Raw genomic sequence first — 454 nt, forward strand, 5'->3', positions numbered from 1 at the left:
TCTTTTGATGGATTAAGCCCCGGCTTAGGGTTTAATGCAGTTGGGATTGTATCGTGGTTTCCACCGGCGCAACCCTGAAGTGCGAACGCCGCCAAAAATATCGCTACCGTTATCGATACAAGTCCGAACCGAATGCTTTTAAACAAGATCATGTTCTCCCTTTACGGTTCTTACTATCGTTGCAATTATTTGATTTTACTATAGCAGATTATATTATAAGCCTCTAAACATGTATTAGGTATACAGTATTTGCACGCTAGTATATTTTTGCGCTTGTGTTTATCTAATCCCCGGATGTACTGGTATTCCGAAGCTTTTCTCATTACAATTTGAGCTATGGATAATTTATTTTCGGATAGTTTATTTTCCGCTCATAATGCTTCGCATACCCCGCTTGCCGAAAGGATGCGCCCGAATAGCCTAGACGAGTTTGTCGGGCAGGAAGAGCTGTTGG

Source organism: Candidatus Aquicultor secundus, from assembly GCF_002791875.1.
Classification (GTDB): Bacteria; Actinomycetota; Aquicultoria; order Aquicultorales; family Aquicultoraceae; genus Aquicultor_A; species Aquicultor_A secundus.